Source organism: Fictibacillus sp. Mic-4, from assembly GCF_049843615.1.
GTDB lineage: Bacteria > Bacillota > Bacilli > Bacillales > Fictibacillaceae > Fictibacillus_A > Fictibacillus_A gelatini.
In genome coordinates this window covers 65,773-87,340 of record NZ_JBBHZM010000012.1, presented here as the reverse complement: position 1 = coordinate 87,340, position 21,568 = coordinate 65,773, and the positions used below count along the sequence as shown (strand labels likewise).

The 21,568-nt window shown below is 42.2% G+C and carries 20 protein-coding genes and 1 pseudogene; 11 read left to right on the top strand and 10 right to left on the bottom strand.

The window, feature by feature from the left end; translation table 11 throughout:
• Positions 1-576: 576 nt before the first annotated feature.
• Both WD019_RS10190 and WD019_RS10185 read left to right on the top strand, forming a co-directional pair.
• Positions 577-1,167, top strand: a complete 591-nt coding sequence (locus WD019_RS10190) for a hypothetical protein (protein WP_425711408.1) — start codon at positions 577-579, stop codon at positions 1,165-1,167.
• Between the two features lie 161 nt (positions 1,168-1,328).
• Complete coding sequence (locus tag WD019_RS10185; protein ID WP_425711407.1) at positions 1,329-1,676, top strand: hypothetical protein; 348 nt, start codon at positions 1,329-1,331, stop codon at positions 1,674-1,676.
• Positions 1,677-1,973: 297 nt separating this feature from the next.
• Here WD019_RS10185 and WD019_RS10180 read toward each other — a convergent pair whose 3' ends face one another.
• Positions 1,974-2,294 (bottom strand): YmaF family protein, encoded by a 321-nt coding sequence (locus WD019_RS10180; RefSeq protein ID WP_425711406.1) that lies wholly within the window; start codon positions 2,292-2,294, stop codon positions 1,974-1,976.
• Between the two features lie 192 nt (positions 2,295-2,486).
• Here WD019_RS10180 and hemQ point away from each other — a divergent pair, with 192 nt between their 5' ends.
• Positions 2,487-3,233 (top strand): hydrogen peroxide-dependent heme synthase, encoded by a 747-nt coding sequence (hemQ, locus tag WD019_RS10175; protein WP_425711405.1) that lies wholly within the window; start codon positions 2,487-2,489, stop codon positions 3,231-3,233.
• 228 nt (positions 3,234-3,461) lie between these two features.
• Positions 3,462-3,953, top strand: a complete 492-nt coding sequence (gerQ, locus tag WD019_RS10170; protein ID WP_425711420.1) for a spore coat protein GerQ — start codon at positions 3,462-3,464, stop codon at positions 3,951-3,953.
• A 71-nt stretch (positions 3,954-4,024) separates the two neighbouring features.
• Here the strand turns inward: gerQ and WD019_RS10165 are convergent, their stop codons facing one another.
• The 8 genes from WD019_RS10165 to WD019_RS10130 form a co-directional block, all read right to left on the bottom strand.
• On the bottom strand, positions 4,025-4,396 hold the full coding sequence (locus WD019_RS10165; protein WP_425711404.1) for a DUF423 domain-containing protein: 372 nt from the start codon (positions 4,394-4,396) through the stop codon (positions 4,025-4,027).
• A gap of 117 nt (positions 4,397-4,513) precedes the next feature.
• On the bottom strand, positions 4,514-4,690 hold the full coding sequence (locus tag WD019_RS10160; RefSeq protein WP_154658031.1) for a YvrJ family protein: 177 nt from the start codon (positions 4,688-4,690) through the stop codon (positions 4,514-4,516).
• A 130-nt stretch (positions 4,691-4,820) separates the two neighbouring features.
• The gene (locus WD019_RS10155; RefSeq protein ID WP_026678817.1) at positions 4,821-5,105 is read right to left on the bottom strand and encodes a YwdI family protein; all 285 of its coding nucleotides are present in this window, start codon (positions 5,103-5,105) and stop codon (positions 4,821-4,823) included.
• Positions 5,106-5,342: 237 nt separating this feature from the next.
• Complete coding sequence (locus WD019_RS10150) at positions 5,343-5,579, bottom strand: hypothetical protein (protein WP_026678818.1); 237 nt, start codon at positions 5,577-5,579, stop codon at positions 5,343-5,345.
• Between the two features lie 377 nt (positions 5,580-5,956).
• Positions 5,957-7,135 carry an NAD(P)/FAD-dependent oxidoreductase gene (locus WD019_RS10145; RefSeq protein ID WP_026678819.1) on the bottom strand — a complete coding sequence of 393 codons (1,179 nt, stop codon included), beginning with the start codon at positions 7,133-7,135 and terminating at the stop codon, positions 5,957-5,959.
• A gap of 39 nt (positions 7,136-7,174) precedes the next feature.
• A complete protein-coding gene (locus tag WD019_RS10140) occupies positions 7,175-7,627 on the bottom strand; it encodes a DUF1641 domain-containing protein (protein WP_026678820.1) in 453 nt (150 codons plus the stop codon).
• 284 nt (positions 7,628-7,911) lie between these two features.
• Positions 7,912-8,481, bottom strand: coding sequence for a beta-class carbonic anhydrase (locus WD019_RS10135; protein ID WP_425711403.1), 570 nt, complete (start codon positions 8,479-8,481; stop codon positions 7,912-7,914).
• Between the two features lie 119 nt (positions 8,482-8,600).
• Positions 8,601-12,101: a bifunctional 2',3'-cyclic-nucleotide 2'-phosphodiesterase/3'-nucleotidase gene (locus WD019_RS10130; RefSeq protein ID WP_425711402.1), complete on the bottom strand. Its 3,501-nt coding sequence runs from the start codon at positions 12,099-12,101 to the stop codon at positions 8,601-8,603.
• Between the two features lie 652 nt (positions 12,102-12,753).
• On the opposite strand from WD019_RS10130, the gene WD019_RS10125 reads away from it, so the two are divergent.
• Complete coding sequence (locus WD019_RS10125; RefSeq protein WP_026678823.1) at positions 12,754-13,251, top strand: YajQ family cyclic di-GMP-binding protein; 498 nt, start codon at positions 12,754-12,756, stop codon at positions 13,249-13,251.
• A 33-nt stretch (positions 13,252-13,284) separates the two neighbouring features.
• Here the strand turns inward: WD019_RS10125 and WD019_RS10120 are convergent, their stop codons facing one another.
• Positions 13,285-13,656 carry an SLAP domain-containing protein gene (locus tag WD019_RS10120; protein ID WP_425711401.1) on the bottom strand — a complete coding sequence of 124 codons (372 nt, stop codon included), beginning with the start codon at positions 13,654-13,656 and terminating at the stop codon, positions 13,285-13,287.
• Positions 13,657-13,786: 130 nt separating this feature from the next.
• Between WD019_RS10120 and WD019_RS10115 the strand changes: the two genes are divergently transcribed.
• From WD019_RS10115 to galU, 6 genes and pseudogenes are all read left to right on the top strand, one after another.
• The gene (locus tag WD019_RS10115; RefSeq protein WP_026678825.1) at positions 13,787-15,382 is read left to right on the top strand and encodes a hypothetical protein; all 1,596 of its coding nucleotides are present in this window, start codon (positions 13,787-13,789) and stop codon (positions 15,380-15,382) included.
• 462 nt (positions 15,383-15,844) lie between these two features.
• On the top strand, positions 15,845-16,879 hold the full coding sequence (locus WD019_RS10110; protein ID WP_035351554.1) for a Gfo/Idh/MocA family protein: 1,035 nt from the start codon (positions 15,845-15,847) through the stop codon (positions 16,877-16,879).
• A complete protein-coding gene (locus WD019_RS10105) occupies positions 16,876-18,201 on the top strand; it encodes a nucleotide sugar dehydrogenase (protein WP_026678827.1) in 1,326 nt (441 codons plus the stop codon). The genes WD019_RS10110 and WD019_RS10105 overlap by 4 nt, the downstream gene beginning before the upstream one ends.
• 34 nt (positions 18,202-18,235) lie before the next feature.
• A complete protein-coding gene (locus tag WD019_RS10100; protein WP_425711400.1) occupies positions 18,236-19,495 on the top strand; it encodes a glycosyltransferase family 4 protein in 1,260 nt (419 codons plus the stop codon).
• A gap of 33 nt (positions 19,496-19,528) precedes the next feature.
• On the top strand, positions 19,529-20,629 hold the full coding sequence (locus tag WD019_RS10095) for a glycosyltransferase family 4 protein (protein ID WP_051291560.1): 1,101 nt from the start codon (positions 19,529-19,531) through the stop codon (positions 20,627-20,629).
• Positions 20,630-20,673: 44 nt separating this feature from the next.
• Positions 20,674-21,550: pseudogene (gene galU / locus WD019_RS10090) on the top strand (UTP--glucose-1-phosphate uridylyltransferase GalU).
• Positions 21,551-21,568: the final 18 nt, after the last annotated feature.

The window sequence follows — 21,568 nt, the reverse complement described above, 5'->3', positions numbered from 1 at the left end:
ACAATAAATCATCCGGTTTAGACAATAAAATCTTACTTTTGGACAATAAGCGAAAGAAACTACTCATTTTATTGTCCGACACAGACCATTTATTGTCCGATGGAATCGATTTATTGTCGGAAATACACTGTTTATTGTCCAAATGCCATGAAAATAGCACCTTACTACCACACTAGAGAAGTTTGATCCTGTTTTTTGCTTCTAATTTTTTTTACAGGCGAAAATCGATCCTTGAAAATAAGAACTTTCTTAGCTGAAAGGGCACTAGTGGAGTTACATTAAAAGATCCTCAATACGTACAAAATGAAGAGTATTATAAATCTCTCGAAAGACAAAGAGACGAAAAAATAGCCCAAGAGGAAAAGGAATAATTCCAAAAACAAAGAAAACTTATGAAAAAAAATTCTTCTGAAAGTGTTGCTCGGGCGGTATATGAAGCTAATTTAGAGACATCTAAAAATCCCGTTATGATTTGGTAAATTAAAAAAAGGCCGTGATTCAATCACGACCTTTTTCTTGTAATTTCAAAATACTATTACGTTATTTAACTAATAAACAGAGGGTGATCAATCAATTATGGGAAAAAAATATTTGGTAACATTACTAAGTATAGTAACAGTTATAATTTTTATTTATTTTTCATTTGATTTTTTCAAAGGAAATCATAAAAACACTTTATCCAAAACAATGAATCGGCCTGAAATTTCAACAATAGAGGAGAAAAATAAAAATATAGATATCGAGATTCCTTCCCATGAAATTTTCTCTTATGGTTTTTATAAAGATGACATTTACATGAGTATAGATGAAAATAGCAAGTCTAAATTAGGAAATAAAATCGTTCACTACAATTTAAAGACAAAGAAAAAAACAATCCTATTTACTAGTAATTTTGATAATTCATCAGTACAAGGTATAAAAGTAAATAATAAATGGGTAACATGGATTGATGCTGATGATTATGGGGAACAACGAAATATTTATGCAATGAATAAGAGAACCAGAGAAATCAAGAGAATAACTAATCATAATCAGACTGTGGTTAATGGCTTCCCTTCTCTTAGTGGTCATTATTTATCTTGGATTTACTATGATAAAAACAAAAAAAGATCTTATGTAATGCTTAGAGATCTTTACAAAAAAAAAATAAAACTATATTTATACTAGAATCATTTAGACAAGAAAATTCCCGGGTTTCCTTTGTAAAAAACAAAATTTTATTTACAGATCAAAAAAACGACGTTAGCTTTTGTTATTTATATAATGTTTCAAATCAAACTTTAAAAACGTTTAAGATCCCATATAAAAATATAGGATGGGCTAAAATATTGAATGATCATCAGTTTCTATATATAAGATTTTATTCGGATATATTCTCCGAAAACAAGGTTTTTCTTTATGATACTTATAGGAAAAAGGAAAAAGAATTTTCAAAACAGTATATGGATGTAAGCAGGCTTGCAGTTGATTCTCAAAATCGTATATTAATAGGTACCGGGGACAAGATTGATTTTTACAAATATGAGGTAACTGGTAATACCATCAATAAAATAGGAAAGTTGAAAGAAAAAAATATTTTTGATCTGCAAGTAGAAAACGGAATTTATATAATCGAAAAAAGGCCAAGAAACGGTAATATTGGCACAAAGTTAATCATTTCAAGAGACTTGCCGTGAAGCTAATAATAGCTTCTTATATAAACTTTTCTCAGTTTAGAAAAGATATTAAAAAGCGTTTTAAAGATACTAAACCCATTTTAGATGAAAACGGAAATGACGCTTCTGTGGGAGGTTCTGGCGGTGCAAGCAAAAATTTACCCGAACCCGGTTCCCCATTCCATTCATTCATTTTATACGGTAGCATCGGTCTTTTCGTTTCCCTCATTGGAACTGGTTATCTTATTTTTCGCCTCCGAAGAAAATCCTTTTAAACGAACAAACTCTCCTTCTCTAAGGAGAGTTTGTTTATTAACTTTATCCCGCACTTGTTTTACCTGAGTAATGATGCGTATGCCCGTCATCAAACGTCGTCGTTCCCGAAAACTCATGATAGTGCGTCCCGTTTGCAAGGTGGACGGGTGGTCCTGTATGGCCGGAAAAATGATGGACGTGGCCGTTTTCAAACGTCGTCGTCCCTTGATAAGAATGAACGTGTCCGATTGTATTTTCAGCGGGCGATGTCATTCCCTGAACGGTATGGGAATGGCCAAAGTCTACCGTTGTTCTTGTCGAATAATGGTGCGTATGGGGAGCACGGTCCGTCCATTCGACTTCCTCAATATTATGTTTATGCATAGAGCCCTCTCCCTTCAGACTTCTTCTTTTATGATGTATGAATGGAAACTATCCAGTATTCCAAAAAATGAAACCTTTTAATGGCATTCCTGCCGTTTACGGCGGGATTTTTTTGTTTCGGGTTTTCAGTATGGTATAGTTAATAATGGAGTGTTAATTTGTTAATTCATTGATATTGAAGGAGTGAAATTCATGAGTGAAGCCGCACAAACGCTAGAAGGCTGGTATTGTTTACATGATTTCCGCACAATGGATTGGGGCGCATGGAAAGCCCTTTCAAGTGAAGAGCGCGACTATGCGACGAAAGAGTTTTTAACGTTTCTTGAAAAGTGGGAAAACGTTGAAGCGAAAAAAGAAGGAAGCCACGCGCTGTATACGATCGTTGGGCAAAAAGCCGACTTCATGTTGATGCTTTTACGGCCGACAATGGAAGAGCTGAATGAAATTGAAAATGCGTTTAATAAAACAACGTTTGCTCAATATACGATTCCCGCGTATTCATACGTATCGGTCGTTGAGCTGAGCAACTACAATCCTTCGAACGACAAAGATCCTGAGACGGACCCAATGATTCAAGGGCGCTTGAAGCCGATTCTTCCAAAATGGAACTATGTTTGCTTTTACCCGATGGACAAGCGCCGGGAAGGAAATGACAACTGGTATATGCTTTCAATGGAAGAGCGCAAGAAGATGATGTACAGCCACGGCATGATCGGGCGCAGCTATACAGGGAAAGTAAAGCAAATCATTACTGGCTCTGTCGGCTTTGATGATTGGGAATGGGGCGTAACATTATTTGCCAACGATGTGCTCCAATTTAAAAAACTAGTCTACGAAATGCGTTTTGATGAAGTGAGTGCCCGCTACGGCGAATTCGGCTCTTTCTATGTAGGAAACCTTTTAGCAAAAGAAAACGTGCCAAAGTTTTTGCACGTATAAGTGATGACTCCCTGTTTTTCAGGGAGTTTTTTTATGGTCTAAACTTCTCTATCCTTTCATATTAATAAAATAGTTTTTATGAACATGTTCACCATTAAAAGAGAAACTCACATAAATGGGGTGAACGGGGATGTGCAGTTATTTTTCCACTTTATCATCCTGCTGTTTTACCAACCTCGGCCAAAAGAGGGCCAAGAGGGTTTTAACACGCATTAGAGGAGGAGTATGATGAATAATCAAGGAAATGGAGATGGAATGATCGGAATGCCTCCTTACTATGGAAGCATTCCACAAATGGGAATGCCGCGGCAACAAGGGAGCTATGCATACCCGGGAACTACCAGTGTGCCTCAGCCATCGGTGCAAGGACCCGGCTCGCCGATGTATCCGCCCAGCCCGCCGGACATCGCTGCACCCGGGCATCTGCCATTAGAACAATCGTACATTGAAAACATTTTAAGGTTGAACAAAGGGAAGGTTGCTACTGTCTACTGTACATTTGAAAATAATGAAAAATGGAATGCCAAGGCGTTTAAAGGGGAAATTGAGGCGGCAGGACGCGACCATATCATTTTGGAAGATCCGCAAACCCATAGGCGTTATTTAATTTTAATGGTATTTGTCAATTACATTACGTTTGATGAGCCGATCGAATATACGTATCCATATGCCGGCCAACAACAAACCGGTTCGCAAATGGCGACCTATCCTTCGCGGTGATAGCGAAGTGCTGCCAGGGCCTGGCCAAGAGAAAAGCACGTTGCTCATACAAAAGCAACGTGCTTCATTTTTTACAGTCCTTTAACGGCTCCGACAACGAGAAGAATCCAGCCGATAATAAAGGCCAATCCGCCAAAAGGCGTAATGATTCCAAGCTTCGAAATGCCTGTTATACTTAACACGTACAGGCTTCCGGAGAATAAAATAATCCCAATAAACAAAAGCCATCCCGACCAGTTGACGAGGCTTGAATTTGTTAATTTACTGGCGATAAGCGCGACGGCAAGGATGCCTAAGGCGTGGTACATATGGTACTGTACACCTGTTTTATACACTTCTAGCATTTTTTCCGAGAGCTTGCCTTCAAGGCCATGTGCGCCGAATGCTCCTAAGGCTACGGCAAGCGCTGCATTGATTGCGCCAATAATAAGAAACACTTTCATAAGAAATGTCACTTCCCGTTTTTCTTTTATCATATCGAAATTTTAGCATTAATCGCAAACATGAATATTACAATTTTGGGAATGATCACTTGGAGAACTATCGTTGAACCATACTTTCTATTTCCTTCGTTTCACTTTTTTATTTGCTAATTCATCCTGCAATTCTTCAATGCTTTCTTCCAGGCTTCGAATTCGCTTTTCAAATTGACTCATTAAGTAAATAGCCAGTACGACCGGAAAGCCGACATTGCCAAGAAGGTTCACTAAACCAGTCCAATTGTCTGTGCCTACCATCCCCATTCCCTCCTATAGATCATTTACAGAACGTTTGTTCGTAAAATCATTATACTAAAAAAGGGAATAGGTTTCTATACATCCTTCCTCACAAATAATAAATCCATCAAAAGACCTATATGGCGCTCTATTAAAAGTCAAAAATCGATTCACCGTTTGCGTCATCGTCATCATCAAGCTTTGAGCGTGATGGGGCAGACGATACATTGAAGTTTGGCGGCGTTTGAATTGGTGTCGCGGGAACCCACTTTTTGGTTTCTACAACCGGCTTATCATCTTCATCAAGCAAAAGATCGCAAAGCGTTTTAACAGCGACGGCATGCTCACGCAACTTCGGAGAGTGTTCGTCTATTTTTTTCATCTTATCAAGATGCTCTTCCATTTTCGAAATGAGTTTGCTTAATTGAATATTCATCATCATTCACCTTTCATAACAACACTTTAACGTTACCATACCACGTTTTTTACATAAGAAAAAGGACAGCCTAAATAGACTGCCCGAAATCCGCGCGCGTTCTATAGAAACCTCATGGGACAAGCGGTGATCCAGGCCGCTGCCAAATAAGGTTTGCGTTTTTTCCACCATAAGAAACATATCCGGTTTGCTTTAATTGATCCCCCCCTTTTTTTATGTAATTGCACGTTTTTTTACTTATGACGTATCCAGCCACTCCACCGCCTTCATTTGTTGATAGTTGGCATTGATAAACGTTTCGTTCCCTCCCGCTTCTTTACGGACGGACGCCTTTTTCGCAAAGAGGCAGGCTAGCTTCACATTATTCAACTGCACAGCTTGTCCTACTTTATCGATCAAAAATAATAGCAAACGATTGACAACCACATTCATCGTGACAAGAAGAATGAAAATTAATGATACCATCTGTTCCACTAAAAACCTCTCCTTTCTTTTTTTCAAAATGATCTATATGAAGCACGTGCGTGAAAACGAATCAACCGGTCCCCCTTTCTTCCTGACAAGATCCGTTTCGTTAACTTATCAATGTATGTCTTTGTAAAAATGATTATACGTACTTCAAAGAGAAATGTTTGTCACAATCTGCTTCGTTTGCTAAGTTTTTTCTTACATATCTTTCGCTTGTCCAACAAAATCCGAATGAATTTACAATACTAAGCGGCGTTCAATTAAAAATCAGGTAGTTTTTTTGCCGAGATTTCGCTGCTTTCGTCTAATGAAATGTTGAAAAAAAAGCTATGAAATCTTTAACAAAGATTTTCACAGCTTTTGAAATGATGATTACGTATGGATTAATACAGTTTACTAAACAAACCGTTAATATGCGCAAGATAACGGACATTACTTGCTTCTTTCATTAAGGATGCCGGAATGCCTTTTAACTTCGTTTTATTCTCGCCGATTGTCGCAATGGCATCTTTACGGCCAAGGCTTCCTAACGTTCCGGAGAAGACCGGTTTGAATTCTTCCATTTTGCCGCCTTTTAAGTATGCAAATAAGTTATAGCCGATTGCCTCACCCATTTGCCATGAAATTTGAGCGGTTGGAGGATATGGACGTCCTTCAGGGCCCATAACTACCGCACTGTCTCCCGCTACAAAGATGTCTTCATGCGATGTGGACTGAAGGAATTCATTAACTGTCGCACGGCCGCGGTTAACTTCAATTCCGCAATTCGCAACAACAGAGTTTCCTTGAACGCCGCCTGTCCAAACCATCGTTTTCGTTTCAATTTTACTTCCGTCTTTCAATTCAACAGTTGTCGCTTCCATTTTTGTTACAGGAACACCTGTAATGAACTTCACGCCGCGGGCGCCCAGACTTGTTTGCGCACGCTCTACTAAATCTTCAGGGAAGCCTGGTAGAATAGTTGGCGCTGCTTCAACAACATATAAAGAAATTTCATCAAAAGAAACACCATATTTTTTGCATAGCGCTGGAATTTCGTCGGCAAATTCTCCGATTAATTCGATGCCGGTTAAACCGCCTCCGCCAACAACGAACGTTGCATCGGCTTTATTTTTTGTTTTGCTGTATTCCTGGATGCATGATTCAACATGCGCACGAATACGGTTCGCATCATCAACAGACTTAAGAACAAAACTGTGTTCCTGTAGTCCTGGAATGCCAAAGAACGCTGTTTCACTTCCGAGCGCAATAACAAGCACTTCATAGTCAAGGCTTGTACCGTCTGCTAAAACGACGCGGTGCTCATCAGGAATAATTTCTTTAACCGTATTGATATTTAAATTGACGTCTTTGCCACGAAGCAATTTTTCTAGTGGCAATGCAACCGCTTTTTCTGCTAAATTCCCTGCAGCGAGACGATGAAGTTCAGTAATAATTTGATGTGATGGATAACGGTTTACGAGTGTAATCGGCGCTTCATTTGCCCCTAAATATTTTCGAGCTGTTAGCGCAGTAAGCAGACCGCCGTAACCGCCGCCCAAAATAACAACTTTTTTTTGCATTTTAACCCTCCGTTCATTCCTTTATCGTAAGTAGATCCATTATTTTTGCTTTTGTCGTTCTGCCATAATGTCTAAATAAGCTTGCGCAAATCGGAATAATTTTTGCACTTGCGGGTCTTTCAACATTTTTAAAAGCCCGAATAAACCAATCGTTGATGATTGATCGGCTTCCGCACGGTCGCTTGCTTCAACCGCGGCTGAAGCCAATTCCTTTACTTTCCCTGTAATTGGCTCGGAAAATTCTTTAATTCCGCCGACAATATCATTAGCCAGCACTTTATCTGTTGATACTGACTTCACGAAGTCGAACGAATCAGTGAGAAACGTAACCATTTCCGCCAATTTAGGAAGATTGTCTACTAGTGTTGACAACGATTCTTGAACTTCAGGTTTAAGTAGTTGATCAAGCACATCAAGTTGCCCACGGCGAGTTTCAGACGATTGAGCCGCAGTTTCGGTAGTAGATGGTTGTTGAGTTGATGTTTCTGACATACTGGAAGTCCTCCTTTACTATTTAAATCGCCATACCATGATAAAGCCACTCCAACTTTCACTATCATAACCAAATCGACTGGCCATGGACGGAATGATGCAGTGAGCAGAACTTTATGATACGGAACGTTTTTAGTCATCTTTATTAGTTTATACCTTTTCGGCCATTGATTACAATTTAATTTGTGAAAAAGTTAGCATAATTCCACATGGAAATTTTAGGCTATTCTATGAAAATAACCAATTTCAAAAAGGACATCCTTAGACGCCCTTCATCTCTGCTTCTATTTGGTCTTTTTATACCCTGCTTCAATGACATCAAGTTTGCCCGTTTTCGGGTCGATCACTAAGCCATGAACCGGAATGTCAGGAACAAGAGGGTGGCTTCTTATAAGGTTCACACTGGCTTTAACGCTTTCTGTTACATCATTAAACCCTCTTAACCATTTTTCCAGGTTAAGCCCCGAATGTTCTAACACCTCAATGGTTTCTTTCTTAATCCCTCTTTCAATAAATTTCTTCTTCGTTTGCTCCGGGTTCAGGTGGCTCATGCCACAATCATGATGACCGATGACAAACACTTCATCGGCGCCTAATTCATAAATGGCGACAATGATACTGCGCATAACCCCGCCAAATGGTGTTGAAACGACACCACCAGCCGACTTGATCATTTTCACATCACCGTTCTTGACGTTCATGCTGGCTGGCAAAAGTTCGACAAGCCTTGTGTCCATGCAAGTAAGAATGACGAATTTTTTATCCGGGAACTTTGTGGTCAAATAAGGCTCATATTCTTTTTTATCAACAAAACCGCGGTTATATTCAATAATATCATCCAATAAACACCCCAAAGAAACACTCTCCTCTGCTGCAAAGATTCAAACCCTTTAGTACTATTTTAACGATGTTTTCATTTTACAACAACCCGGGGTATCAAAAGGAGGGTGACAGTCGAGTCACCCTCCTTCTTTTACTTATTCAACTTCGTAATCCGGCCTTCGAACTTCGGATTGACTTCCCCTTTTGCCTTAACATATTTCACGAGGGCATCAAGGTCGACGATGTCAACAACCTGGTTCTTGCCTTCTTTAAACGTCAAAAAGCTATCGCCTCCGCCGGCAAGGAAGTTGTTTGTCGTAATTGTGTACGTTTTCTCCGGATCGATCGGTTTGCCGTCCGGGAAGGTAATGTCGACGATACGATCGCCAGCCGGACGGGAATCGTCGTACGTCACCTTTAATCCCGAAATTTGCAAAAATCTCGGCCTTGTTGGATCGGCCCATTGCTCGTTAAAAATCTTTCTAATCTGTTCGCCGGTCAGTTCCATTTTCACAAGATCATTGCCAAACGGTTGAACGGTAAACAACTCGCCCCATGTAATGTCCCCGGCATTAATATCAGAGCGGATGCCGCCAGGGTTCATAAACGCAAAGTCCGTGCCCGTTTGCGCCTTCATCGAGTCGGCGATCAAGTTTCCTAACGTTATTTCGCCGTCCGCATTCGGGTCCCGGGTAATCGCCTCTGCTGCATGTCCGACTACTTCATTGATGATCGGGGCAACATCCTCTTTATATTTATCAACCATCGCTTTTATATCAGCATCGGGTTGAATTTTATCCCGGTACGTTGTAACGATTTCGCCTTTTTTCGAAACGATGTCTTTCGTATCCGGATCAATTTCAAGGTCTACATCAGAAAAAGCAGTGCCATACGAGTAGGATTGGACAATTAATTTATGATCAACAACTGTGTTCGTAAACGCATGATTATGCCCGCCAAATAACACATCGACTTCATCATCGATTTTATTCGCGATATCGACTAATTCTCCCGTTGCACCTGTCCCGTCAAAATTGGAGTTGGCCGGGTTGTGGGCAAGAACGACAATCGATTTGACCCCTTTCGCCTTTAACTCCTCTGCCGCTTTATTGATCGCTTCCGTTTCATCCGTAAACTGCACGCCGGCTACACCGCTCGGAATGACGATGCCTGGCGTGTCGGATAAAACAACACCTATGAAGCCGATCGGAATGCCATCTACTTTTTTAATGACGTACGGATCGAGGATCGGTTTTTTCGTCTTTTCATCTATCAAGTTAGCGGCTACATATGGAAAGTTAGCCCCTTCAAACGGGCCGTATTTCCCTTCTGTTTTCGGGTGGGGACCGCCATGGATGAGGCGAAGCATTTCCGCTACGCCTTCGTCAAATTCATGGTTGCCTACAGTCCCGACATCAAAGCCGAGCTTGTTTAAAAAACGGATGGTTGGTTCATCTTGAAGGAGCGCCGACACCGGGGAGCTTGCCCCGACCATGTCGCCCGCTTCAACAAGCAATGTATTCGGATTTGTCGCCTCCCGCTGTTTTAAATAAGCGGCTAAATATTCGGCCCCCCCTGCATTCAATTTCGCATTGTATGTGTCGAGCTGCCCATGAAAATCATTGATTCCGAGCAGCTGGACTTTCACATTTTCCTTCTGCCTGGCAGGAAGCTTGAATGAATATTTCGCAAATCCGTCGGAGCTTTCCCCTTCATAGCGAATCGAGCCGTCTGCTGGAACGACTTTTTGCGCATCAGGTGAAGAGTCGAACACGATGTTCGGATGGCCGCTGACTGCGGCAAACGTCCAGTTGTTATCCGCACTCGGATCAATTTTCTTCTGTTCAGTAATATAATCGATCAAAACTTGCCGGTTTTCATCCGGGTATAATTGAACATCTTTCGCATTTTTTACACCCGGGAATGTTTTAGAGCTTGCCCGGTAGTTATTGGTTACGACAATAAACTCCTGCTTGTCATCAACTGGCTTACCGTTATACTCAAGGTTTTTAATCCGATTGGCGTCGGGATTGATGACATTCCCGCTTTTGTCATACTTTGCAGGCTGAGAGACGTCAATTTGATACGTAACCCCATCGAGTGTATCAAAGTTGTACGTTGGATAATTGTTATTAATTAAGTTTTGCTCGCCCTCTTTGTTCGGGTCAATCTGGTTGAATTGGCCAGCCGACATCTCCAGCCATTCCTTCACATCCGCTCCGGTAATCTTAATGGTCGCTACCGTATTGTCGTATAAATAAAGGTCGGCGGCATTTTTAATCGCCATCGTTCCTTTAGGAATGTACGTATAGTAGCTCGCGCCGTTCCGTCCGCCAGCTTTAAACGGAGCGCCTGCTGACAATACTGGCAAGCCCTCATCTTTCGTTCCTTTTAGTTTTTTGTCGATGTACCACTTCTGGGCATTCGTTACAATTTGAACGGACGGGTCATCCTGGACTAAGGCAAAGTAGCTATGAATATCCGCCGTTGTTTCCCCTATTGGCTGGCGGACATAATTAATCGTCCCTAAATGGTCTTTAATGACGGCTGCCAAAATCGACGGATCCGGCTTGGCCAAACTTTTCTTATTCACTTTATCGTAAATCGCCCGCAATTCAATGTTGGATTCGGCGATTTTCCATTTTCCTTTTTCTTTTTTCAACGTTAAGTCCATCACGCCAAGATGGTCGCCCCATTTTCCGGACATGATGACCGGTTTGCCGTGAATGAGCCCTTTATCGTTATCCACATCCGGAATGCCTTTAAAGTCGCCCGGGAATAACTTATGGTTGTGGCCTGAAAATACGGCATCAATTCCATTGACCCCGGCTAAATCAACGGCTGCATCTTCTTCCATTTCTGAATATTTGCCATCGCCGATTCCGGAATGGGCAAGGGCGATAATGATATCCGCGCCGGCCTTTCTCATTTTCGGCACGAATTTCTCTGCCGTTTTTACAATGTCTTTCGTAATGACTTTCCCCTCAAGATTCGTTTTATCCCATTGTGTAATTTGCGGCGGGGCAAAGCCGATGACTCCGATATTGATTTTCTGTTTTTTGCCGCTTTCATCAATGAATGTCTTTTTTAAAATTTTATACGGTGTGAAATAGTTTTTATCATTGTTTGGATTATTGTCATGGTCATCCTTATAAATATTGGCATTCACATATGGAAAAGGAGAATCATCTAATACTTCCGCTAAATAATCAAGTCCGTAGTTGAATTCGTGGTTCCCGAGTGATGCTGCATCATAGTTTAAGAGTTTCATTGCTCTAAAAACAGGATGCATTTCGCCGTCTTTCAACTTCTTTACCTTTGCCTTATAATCTCCGAGTGGCGTTCCCTGGATTAAGTCACCATCATCAAACAGCATCGAGTTCTTTACTTCTTTTCTTGCCTGTTTAATTAATGTGGCGGTTCTCGTTAAGCCGAACTCTTCTGTCTTCGCATCTTTGTAATAATCATAATCAACGATGTTTGTATGAATGTCGGTCGTTTCCATTAACCTTAGCTTTACCTCGTGTTTCGGCTTTTGATGAGGCTTTTCTGCCTTCACTTCCTTTGTCCAGGCAGGAGCAGCCAAAACGGATAATGTTAAAGCCGTGGCCAATAAAGAACGCCCCATCTTGCGGATGGACTCCCCTTTCATGTAAATCCCCCTTGTAAAATTTAGTAGCTTTCGAATCTATTATAATATTGGAAAAATCCGTTGTGATTAGTATTTTGCACCTGCTAGATAAATTGAGAAAATATTACTACGAAATTGGTATTTAAATCCACCTCCCATGCTGAACTAGTGCCCCTTCTAGAAAAATAGTTTTCAGTACTCGTTATTTTAAGAACACCTCGTTAGATCTGTGAAATGAGGAAAAACGATCACGAATCGTTACATCATTTAAAATGATTTCGTTCTCGGACAATAAGGGCTCTTATTTGGACAATAAGTCATCCGGTTTAGACAATAACATCTTACTTTTGGACAATAAGCGAAAAAAACTACTCATTTTATTGTCCGACTGAGGCTACTTTTTGTCCGATGGAAACGATTTATTATCGGAAATCCACTGTTTATTGTCCAAATGCCATGAAAATAGCACCACACTACCACACTAGAGAAGTTTGATCCTGTTTTTTCCTTCTATTTTTTACAGGCGAAAATGGATACTTGAAAATAAGAACTTTCTTAACTGAAAGGGCACTAGTAAAAAAGCCGAAACCATTTTAAACCGCTAAAAATTCGGATATACTTGAGTAGAATGATAAAGTCGGAAACCATTACGAGAATAGGAGGTTTATCTTAAATGAGTAAAGAAAGTTCGTTTGACATTGTTTCAAAAGTCGATCTTTCCGAGGTTGATAATGCCATTAATATCGCTATGAAAGAAATTGCTAACCGCTATGATTTCAAAGGAAGTAAAAGTGAATTGAAACTGGATAAGTCAACCGGTGAGCTTACGCTTGTTTCAGATGACGAATATAAGCTGGAGCAGTTGAAGGATGTATTAATTAGCAAACTTATTAAACGCAATGTACCGATTAAAAACTTGGACTATGGGAAAGTCGAGCCAGCCTCAGGCGGAACGGTCCGCCAACGGGCGAAATTGGTTCAAGGGATTGACAAAGAGAACGCGAAAAAAATCAATACGATCATTAAAAACTCAAAACTGAAAGTCAAAAGCCAGGTTCAAGATGATCAAGTCCGCGTGACCGGCAAAAGCCGCGACGACCTGCAACAAATCATCGCTCTTATCCGCGAAGCCGATCTTCCAATTGACGTACAGTTTATTAATTATCGATAATATCACGGGCTGCCGGAGAAATTTCGGCAGCCCTTAACTTATGGATAGCGACCCTTTTTCCAGAACTGAATCCTGTTCAAAACTTCCAACCGGAAAAATAAACGTCCAGGGCATGCTCGCCTTTCCCGGAACAACCAGCGACGGCAAGTAGAACGTAGACCCCGCGGCCGCCTTTCCATTCACTACATAAGATAAATGAATTCCATCAAAGTTGATCGGATCCCTGGTAAAATTGTTGATGATCACCGTTATAAGCCATTCCCCTTTATGGTTCACCGCTTCCCATAATGGAGTAAACGTTATCCCTTCTCCATTATGTATTTCCCGGAACGCCCGTTCAATTTCTGTTCTGTCCTTTTGCGAAATTGCTTTTTCCCATGATTCCTCTAATAGTAGTTGTTGCACGCTCTTCACCTCTTTCCTACGACTATAGCATACTTTCTTGCTCCAAAAAAATCTCAAAAAAAGGAATTTTTGAAACCATTGTCGAAATGCTTCTAGTCAGATACTTAAGAATTAAAAGCGAGGTATGATCATGTCGAATGTCACAGCAAGCTCCGCCACGGGAGAAAAAATGAAAAAGAAACCGGATAAAAATATAGCCGGATTTCTCCTCCCTCTAGTTGCCATACTTATTTTTTTCAGTTTGGTGATCGTCCATAATGTGAAGGGTGAAACGAAACTCCCTTCTAAAAAATGGAGCCGCTCTATCCAGCTTCCTGCCCTTTCAGATGATAAAGCCCCTTTCATGTGGCGCGGGGATCATGGCTTTGACCTTTATACAACAACGGAAAGCAAAATGACGCATTTAACAGTAGACGATAAGCTTAATGTTAAAAAGTCTTCATCGATACGTGTTCATACAGACAAAAACAGTCCGTTCTGGGCCAATAAAAACAAAGTGTTCGCCCTGTCAAATGGGAACTTGACTCTTTTTACAAAAAACGGCGAAAAAGTCATTGACCAAAACGTTGATAGCCTTGCCGGTAGTCAGGACGCTATTATGTATTACAAAGGAAATAAGCTTTACATTTTAAATCCGGAAACGTTAAAGAAAACATTTATTAAAACAGAAAAGCATCTTATCGCGGATGTTGTCGGCAATCCGGGCTCGGCTTCATTTTTGGTCGCAACGGGAGGCGACTCGGAAGTCAGGCTGTCCTACTTCCAAAAGAGCGGCTCCGGATACAAAGAAATCCCTGTTTTAACCGAAACGAAAGGCGTCGATGAAAGCATGTTCGGCTATCACTTTGCCGAAGATGGTAATAAGCTTGCTGTTTCTTTTGTCAAAGGCACGACGAAACAAGGGACAAAACAGTTTTATGCCTATTTAGGAACAGGGACTCTTCCCCAATTAAATAAAGTGCCTTTTCATAAAATTCTCTTTAGCGATAAAGAAAACGGGCGGACGATTGAAAATCCCGACAATATAAGGGTCTCATTTGAGGGGAATGATCCGACCTTACTTTTCTCTGCAACAGGGCCGATTAATCATAAAAAAGAGGCAATTAATGTTTATAAAGCGGAAAAAGAAGAAGGGAAATGGGTAGCTGCCCGGATCAGCACGACACCCGGAATGTCGCAATATGCCATGCATTTAAATAAGAAAACGGTGATTTGGCTGAATAACAATCGCGGGGATCAATTTACTCTTTATGGGGCAAGCCAAAACAAGCAGGTAATAGCGGAAAGCCAAAAGATGGCGAAGGCGGACTTTGAAAATAGCATCATTGATGCTTTTTCCTCTATTCTCGTTTCGTTTATCGTCATGACGAATGCCTTTGTCTGGATTATTCCGCCGGCCCTGTTCCTTGTCATTTTGTATGTAGTGAAAATCAATGAAATTGAAGATGATAAACTGTGGGTGAAAATAACAGCGATCGCGCTTTATCTCGCCACCCAATTGTATGTCATTCAAAAACTGTTTAATGCACGGTTTGAAACGTTCGCGCCGCCCTATCTCACCTTTGCCGGAAGCCATTATCTCATCCCGCTCTTCATCGGCCTTCTCTCGCTGGCGATAGTAAAAGCCGGAAAAGGAGCCGAATGGGGCTTATTCAGTAAAGTGGCTTACTTTATTGGAGTGGACGTATTGATCGTCATGTTCCTGATCGGACCGTATGTTTATTAAAAACACCGATATCCTTATCCCGGATATCGGTGTTTCATTGTTCGTAATCATTACATTACATTTACAGTATCTTCATAAACCAATCAATCTGGCTTAATAGTTAAAGCTTATCATGAACTTAAATCAACATCGTTACCCGTAGTGAATCCTTCGAAAAGGGGAGAGGCTAGCATGGACGTTAACGAAAATTGTGATGTAATGATCGGCTTACTATGGGGTGTCGCCATGTGCACACCCGTCTGGCTACTCTTTGGCGTGCTTTACGTTTTATTTACTTGATAGATCAAGAAAGACCTCCTATTCCACGAAAGGAGGTCTTTCCTTTTGAATCCGCCTTTACATTCCTTCATATTTCTTCACATTCGCTTTACAAACACTTTACCGAGACTTAACCGCGCAGAGCCTGTAAATACGTTAAGGTGAATATGAAGATGTCAGAAACAAAATAAAGGAGTTTTGATCATGATCCATTTCGCGATTGTTGGCTGCGGCCATATTGCTAAAAAGCATGCTGAAGCGATTGAACAAATTCCAGATGCTAAACTGACAGCCGTATGTGATACCGTGCCTTTCCATATGGACTATTACCGTGATCGATATAATGCAGAAACCTATATTCATTTCAACGAATTGTTGGATGATCCGGCCATTGATGTGATCAATATTTGTACGCCAAGCGGTTTCCATGCGGCTCTTGCCGTCCGCGCAGCAAAAGCAAAAAAACATATCATCGTTGAAAAACCGATCGCGTTATCGCTTGAAGATACCGACCAAATCATCCGCGCCTGTGAAGAAAACAGCGTCAAACTTGCAGTCATCCACCCGAACCGCTTTCGTCCAGCGATGATGGAGCTGAAAAAAATTGTCGAAAGCGGGAAGCTCGGAAAAATAAGCCATGTGAATGCGACTGTCCGCTGGAATCGAAACCAGAGTTATTATGACCAGGCGCCATGGCGCGGAACGAAATCACTTGATGGCGGAGTATTGATGAACCAGGCCATTCACAACCTTGACCTCATGCTGTGGATGATGGGTGGAGTTCAAGAGGTGTTTAGCATGAGTGCAACGAGATTGCGAAACATTGAAGCAGAGGATGTATGCACAGGTCTCGTTAAATTTGCCAACGGGGCGCTTGGCGTCATCGAAACAGCAACCACCGTTTATCCACGCAATTTCGAAGAATCACTGAGCATCTTTGCGGAAAACGGAACGATCAAGATCGGCGGCCCGTCTGCCATACACATCGAACACTGGGACGTGAAAGGCATGAATCGTGAGGAAGTCGACCGTTTCGTCAGCCAAATTGAAAAGGATCCTTATGGCAAGCCAGGACATCAATGCTTGATCGAAGACATGATTCAGGCGATCAAAGAAGACCGGCAGCCTGCCGTAACAGGAACTGACGGGAAGAGGGCATTGGAACTTGTCCTTGCAATGTATAAATCAGCCGAAACGAATCAACCTTTCAAGCTAACATACGAGGAGGTTCCACGATGATAGAAGTTCTAAATGAAACAACGTTGCTCGAAAAAATTGAAACGAAAGAAGCAGTTATTGGTGTCGTTGGCCTTGGATACGTTGGCCTTCCGCTCGCTGTGGAAAAAGCAAAAGCTGGCTTTAAAGTGATCGGCTTCGACATTCAGGAAAGCCGCGTCAATATGGTGAACGAAGGAGTGAACTACATTGGCGATGTCGTTGATGAAGAACTCGCCGAACTGGCTCTAGCCGGACGAATCACGGCAACGACCGACTATTCCTTCATTCGCGAAGTCGACACTGTTGCGATCTGTGTTCCAACTCCGCTTGATACGTATTATCAGCCTGACACTTCCTATGTTGAAAATTCGGCAAAAGAAATTGCCAAATATGTCCACAAAGGGATGCTTATCGTACTGGAAAGCACCACCTATCCGGGAACGACCGAAGAACTGCTCTTGCCGATCATTGAATCAAGCGGCCTGAAGTGCGGGAGGGATATATTCATCGCCTATTCCCCGGAGCGGGTTGACCCGGGAAATAAAATCTACAATACGAAAAACACGCCAAAAGTCGTCGGCGGCGTTACACCGGAATGCACCAAAATTGCCGCTGCATTATATAAGGCGGTTCTTGAAAGCGACATTCATGAAGTATCGAGCCCGGCTGTCGCTGAAATGGAAAAAATATTGGAAAACACGTTCCGCAACATCAATATTGGACTCGCCAACGAGATGGCGATTTTATGCCATAAAATGAACCTCAACGTTTGGGAAGTGATTGAGGCGGCGTCAACAAAGCCATACGGATTCATGGCGTTTTATCCGGGGCCGGGTCTTGGCGGACACTGCATCCCGATTGATCCGTTTTACTTAACATGGAAAGCGAGAGAATACCACTATCATACACGTTTGATTGAAACGGCAGGGGAAATCAATAACAGCATGGCCGACTTCGTCATTGACCGCTGTATGAGAATTTTAAACCAGGAGCAAAAAGCACTAAAAGGCGCAAAGGTGGTATTACTCGGTGTTGCTTACAAAAAAGACATTGATGATATGCGCGAATCACCGGTGCTTCCGATTATTGAACAGCTTGATCAGTCAGGTTCCGAGTGGACGGTTGTTGACCCATATGTCGCTTCTTTCAAATATAAAGGAGATATGGTTCGGACAGTGCCGCTTTCTAAAGAGCTGCTTGAGAATGCTGACCTTGTCATTTTAACAACGGACCATTCGAATTTCGACTATGAAATGATTGCCGAACATACAACCACGTTGTTCGACACGAGAAATGCGTTTAAAGGATTGGCAACGAAAATTAAAAACTATCATTTGCTTTAATCAAACTATTGTCTCGGACTTGGAGTGAGGCCATTTGAACATTTGGATATTGAACCATGTTGCATTGAAACCATCAGAAACAGGGATTACGAGACATTATGATATCGCCCATCAGCTTGTGAAAAGAGGGCATCGTTTACGGATCTTTGCCAGCAGCTTTTTAGCCTATAAATTTGTCTGGCGGAATAAGGCAAGAAAAAATTACAGCGAAAACGTCAATGGCGTTGAATTTGAATGGGTCTGGACTCTTCCCTATAAAGGAAACGGCGTAAAGCGCATTTTAAATATGGCAAGTTACTTTTTCATGGCGCTTTATAGGGGGATGCGGATGAAGGAAAAGCCGGATGCGATTGTCGGATCTTCCGTCCACCTGTTCGCCTGCCTTGCCGCCTATTTCCTCAGCAAGTGGAAGCGAGCGACTTACATTGTTGAAATACGAGATCTATGGCCGCGAACATTGATTGATTTAGGCCAAATGTCTGAGAGGCACCCCGCGGTCCTTCTATTTGGGACAATTGAAAAATTTGTATGCAAGCGGGCCGAACGAATCATCGTTACGCTTCCGGGAGCGGCTAATTATATTAAAAGCCTCGGCGTGGATGAAAGGATCATCCACGTCATCCCAAACGGAATACAGATGGACCGCATTTTTGAAAAAGAAAAGGAAACTTCGCTTGCTGCCGCCATCGGCAAAATCAAGGAGAAGCACGGAAAAGTGGCGATGTATGTCGGGTCCCACGGAATGGCCAACTCTCTTGAAACAATTGTAAAAAGCGCAAAATGGACAGATCCGGAGGAAGTCGCTTATGTCTTGATTGGGGAAGGTCCTGAAAAGCCGAATTTAAAAACGCTTGCAAGCGAATTTCAAAACGTCTATTTTTTCGACGGCATACCGAAACAAGAAGTCATGCCGACACTGAATCTCGCTGATGTACTGATGGTGTCCATGCTCGATACACCACTTTACAAATATGGAATTAGTTTAAATAAGTTAAATGATTATTTACTTATTGGGAAACCGATCCTTTTTGCGGGAGAGGTGTATAACAACATCGTAGAAAGAGCGGGGGCCGGGATCACCGTGCCGCCTGAGGATGAAAAGGCGTTTGCGGAAGGGCTAAAGAAATTGCTGTCTTTATCAGCACAAGAGCAACTGGAAATTGCCGCCTCAAGCTTTCGCTATGTTAAAAAGCATCATGACATAGAGCGGCTTGCGGAAGAATTCCTGGCTATTTGCACGTTGGAAGATCAACAATATGTTCCGAAACGCATGGAAAACGGGGCTGTTCAATGACGATTGCAAAGCCCCGAAAAACAAGGAGTTAACATGAACACCCAATTAATTGCAGCAACGATTGCTTCTTTTTTGACGGTTCTCGTGGTTACACCATTCATCATTCAATTGGCGCATTTTTTTAAAGCGACCGATCAGCCGAACGAGCGGAAGGTGCACAAGCAAATTATGCCCCGCTGGGGTGGGCTTGGGATCTTTTCGGGCGTAGTCGTCGGCTATTTCATTTCTGGCCTCTATCAGGAGGAAATGACGGGAATCATTGTAGGAGCGATCATCATCCTTGCGATAGGAATGGCAGACGATAAAATCGGTTTATCGCCAAAAGCGAAACTCATTGGGCAAATCGGCGCAGGGATGATTGTAGCGAAGTCCGGATTGACGATTGACATCCTGGCCATCCCATTTGTCGGAAAAATCGACCTCGGCGCTTTCGCTTTTATCGCCTCCGTAGTATGGATTGTCGCGATTACGAATTCGATCAACCTGATTGATGGACTTGACGGGCTGGCCGCCGGAGTATCGGTCATCGTTATCGGTACGATCGCATTTATGGCAGGGACTCACGGACATGTGATGATTTTGACAATGGCTCTTTTATTGATTGGTTCTACGTCAGGGTTTCTCTTTTACAACTTCAATCCGGCGAAAATTTTCATGGGAGATACGGGATCGTTATTCCTGGGGTATTCCATTTCCGTTTTATCGTTGCTCGGCCTTTATAAAAGTGTCACACTGTTTAGCTTTGTCGTTCCGATCATCATTTTGGGCGTGCCGGTTTTTGATACAACATGCGCTATTCTTAGGAGGATCGCCCATAAAAAGCCCATCTCCTCTCCGGATAAAGGGCATTTGCACCATCGCTTAATGAGCCTGGGATTGTCCCACAAAGCCACGGTATGCATCATTTATATGCTCAGCCTGCTCTTCAGCATTTCCGCCTGCCTTTTTGAGGCAAGCACCCTCTGGGGCGGAATTGCCATCACGTTCAGCCTCCTGCTTATGGCCGAAGTCATTGCCGAGCTGATTGGCCTCGTCCATCATAAATACAGACCGGTATTATCGCTTTATAAAAAGATATCCGGAATAACGGCTTCCTTAAATGAAACGAAAAACAGAAACTATAGCAACAAGTGATGAAGCTGCTTCCCATTTGAAAGAATGACCATAGAGGAGTGAGCATTGTTGATAAAAAAGCAGTTATTCCGGCAGCGGGGCTTGGCACCCGCTTTTTCCCTGCAACGAAAGCCCAGCCAAAAAAAATGCTGCCGATCGTAGATAAACCGACGATTCAATATATTATAGAAGAAGCAGTGAAATCGGGAATTGAAGATATTATCATCGTTACCGGACGGAACAAGCGGGCGATTGAGGACCATTTTGACTAATCCGTGGAATTGGAGCTATTGCTTGAAAAAAACAGGAAAATGGAGCTCCTTCAAATCGTTGAGAATATATCCAACATGGTTGACATTCATTATGTCCGCCAAAAGGAGCCTTTAGGCCCTGGCCATGCCGTTTGGTGCGCAAAAAAATTCATTGGGGATGAGCCATTTGCCGTCCTTCTTGGAGACGACATTATCGACAGCCGCGTGTCGCGCTAAAGCAAATGATAGACCAGTTCAATAATGTCCGGTCTACGATCCTTGGCGTAAAAGAAGTGCCCTTAAAAGACGTCAGCAAATATGGGATCGTTGCCCCCTCCCGGAAATCTGAAGATTTATATAAAATTAATGGGCTTATCGAAAAACCATCCATTGAAAAAGCGCCATCTAATCAGGCCATTATCGGGCGCTACATATTGAGCCCGCAAATCTTCGCCATATTGGAAAACGGAAGGCAGGATGCGGAAGGATAAATTCAGCTAACCGATGCGATCGACACTTTATTGGAAAATGAAGACGTTTATTCGTACATCATCGAGGGCAATCGTTATGATGTTGGTGATAAGTTCGGATCTTGCAAGCTTCCATCGACTTTGCCTTGAAACGCGATGAACTGAAAGATAAGCTGTTCTCCTATCTAAAGGAAACCGTCCATCAACCGACACTTCTTTAGAAATGCTAGATCTCCATT